Here is a 2128-nt window from a genome sequence, read left to right on the forward strand (position 1 = left end):
TAACTTTGCAACCACCATGACAAATGCGCTGGCAGGCAAGCAGCCGCTGGATAGCACGCTGACAACTTTGTCTGGAAAAACCGCAGATGGGATTATCGAATACCTTCGTTTGGGGGAAGCGGCAAAACTTGCAGCGGCAACGGGATCGCTCACGGGTAATGGGTGGACCAAAATTCCCTTAACTGCTGAGCGGGAATTGATAATTCAATGGGGAAGCGTTTCAAATGGTGGAAGCGGTGCGAGCGGAAATGCACAGTTACCGATTGCATTCCCGAGAGCTTTTCTTGCTGGAGCATTCGGGCCGCTGGATACAATCAACGGAGGCTTTTCTGCATCATTCGCCACTCGCTCACTAACAGAATTCACAGCTGTATTTCGTGATGTTTCTAATGCGCCTTACCCACATATTCCTATCAGGCTGCAGTCATCAAGCTATATAGCGATAGGATTTTAAAACGTTCGTTTGGGGGAAGCGGCAACGCTGCCAGCTGTTAGCGGTGTTATTGGCTATAACGGATGGGCCAAAATCCCGATGAGTGGTAACAAAAATTTAATTCTTCAATGGGGGCAAGGTAGTGTTAATACAGCAGGTAGTGGAGAGGTCTACACATCTTCGCTTCCTGTAGCGTTCCCATCCGTGTTTGCACAAGTATATGTTACGCATAATAATTCTGAGGATGCTGGCGTTGGGTTTGGTTCTGCAGCGCCTGCAACCCTTTCAACTTTTACTACAAGAGCGGTTAAGTTATCTCAGGCTGGAGCCGTTCTAAATGCGTTAAATGCAAACGTGTCATTCCGGTTTATAGCCATTGGCTATTAAGCAAATAACGTTCGTTTGGGAGAAGCGGCAAAAAGGACGGTTGGAAGTGGCGCCAATCAACTACCTGACATGGCTTATTTCGCTAGCAGCATTTCAGGCAATGGCTATGCAAAATTACCTAGTGGTTTAATTATTCAGTGGGGAAGTTTTGCAGTTACTACAACTAACGGTGTTGTAAACAGTTTGTCGGTTACTTTACCTGTTGCCTTTCCAGCCTCGATTCTGATGGTTAATGCAATGTTCAGTACGCAAGACCCCTCGACTCGTTTTGTTGGCTTTGATACAGCAAAATCCTCTCGCGGGGTGATAAATTTCACTTACGTAACGCCCACTACTAATACGATTTACTGGATTGTTTTAGGTTATTAAAAAATAAAGCCCTTGCGGGCTTTATTTCACTCAGGCCAATTCTTGACTATGTAACCGTTGTTTACTGCCTCAATAAGAATCCATTGGGGTATCGCAGGAAGTTCAACATTAGGCCAGCCCTCGCTCTCAGGCCAAAGTTTAAACTTTTGCCTTACGTCCAAAAGCTCCGCCTGCTGTTCTGCGGTCAATGGAATATTGTTAATAGTGAAATCAGAAACAAGCATCCGATCTGTACTGACGATGAATTCATCCCGCAAAGCACGGGCGCGTGCCTGGAGTTGTTCTGGGCTTTCTTCCACAACGGGAATATCAATCCAGATCGGAAAACCATCAGCTCCAATGCCACGCAACTTCCCTTCTGGTGGCGTCGCGGAAAATTCGCTGAAAACTCTATCCTCCACTTCGATTAAATCATTAGGAAGACTACCTGCATTTACATAAGACTCCTTTAAAGATACTGGGTAAAAAGCATTATTTGCAGGGCTAAACCAATAGTTCATAACGCACTCCTTAGTTTGAGTCTCAGATCGTAAGTGCGGTTTCGTAAAATAATTATCTAGCTACTTTGTGTGAGTAATAACACAATATTTTGAGGTCAGTAGCCAATAGCGAACCAGTAAACGCTACGCTCAAAAGGTTGCTGCACGCCGTTCACTGTTCTGGCGCACAAGGCAAACGCGCTGGTTTTATCCCTGATAAATCCATTAGTCATAGTTACCATGCTCACATCAGCGGAATCAGTTGTATGTGCCATAGCGGCCAGGCATAAACCACCTACGGGAAATGCTATTGGGAATTTAAAAGAATAATTACTAGCACCGGTTAAAAGCCCCCACTGTAACAGCATTTTTTTGCCACCAGAAACGGGAATATATAGCCAGCCATTAGCACCGATCTGTGCGGTGGCCGCCTCCATTTTTGCCGCTTCTCCCAAACGAA

General features: G+C 45.5%; 4 protein-coding genes and 1 pseudogene. 3 read left to right on the forward strand and 2 right to left on the reverse strand.

The window, feature by feature from the left end; all coding sequences use genetic code 11:
* The 3 genes and pseudogenes from K5E19_RS24280 to K5E19_RS22925 all read left to right on the forward strand — a co-directional run.
* Positions 1-454: pseudogene (locus K5E19_RS24280) on the forward strand (phage tail protein); the annotation flags it as partial.
* A 78-nt stretch (positions 455-532) separates the two neighbouring features.
* Entirely contained in the window at positions 533-820 is a 288-nt protein-coding gene (locus K5E19_RS22920) for a hypothetical protein (RefSeq protein ID WP_221553232.1), read from the forward strand.
* 15 nt (positions 821-835) lie between these two features.
* Positions 836-1189 carry a gp53-like domain-containing protein gene (locus K5E19_RS22925; RefSeq protein WP_080470177.1) on the forward strand — a complete coding sequence of 118 codons (354 nt, stop codon included), beginning with the start codon at positions 836-838 and terminating at the stop codon, positions 1187-1189.
* A gap of 26 nt (positions 1190-1215) precedes the next feature.
* Here the strand turns inward: K5E19_RS22925 and K5E19_RS22930 are convergent, their stop codons facing one another.
* Entirely contained in the window at positions 1216-1689 is a 474-nt protein-coding gene (locus tag K5E19_RS22930; protein ID WP_221553234.1) for a tail fiber assembly protein, read from the reverse strand.
* Positions 1690-1784: 95 nt separating this feature from the next.
* Positions 1785-2128, reverse strand: a 344-nt coding sequence (locus K5E19_RS22935) for a hypothetical protein (RefSeq protein WP_221553235.1), incomplete at its 5' end; no start/stop codon positions are given.

The sequence above is a fragment of the Enterobacter sp. RIT637 genome (genome assembly GCF_019718755.1).
GTDB lineage: Bacteria > Pseudomonadota > Gammaproteobacteria > Enterobacterales > Enterobacteriaceae > Enterobacter.

Bases quoted from the DNA above. Each gene is read 5' to 3' on its own strand.
- K5E19_RS22920 (WP_221553232.1), top strand. From the start codon at position 533: ATGAGTGGTAACAAAAATTTAATTCTTCAATGGGGGCAAGGTAGTGTT.
- K5E19_RS22930 (WP_221553234.1), bottom strand. From the start codon at position 1,689: ATGAACTATTGGTTTAGCCCTGCAAATAATGCTTTTTACCCAGTATCT.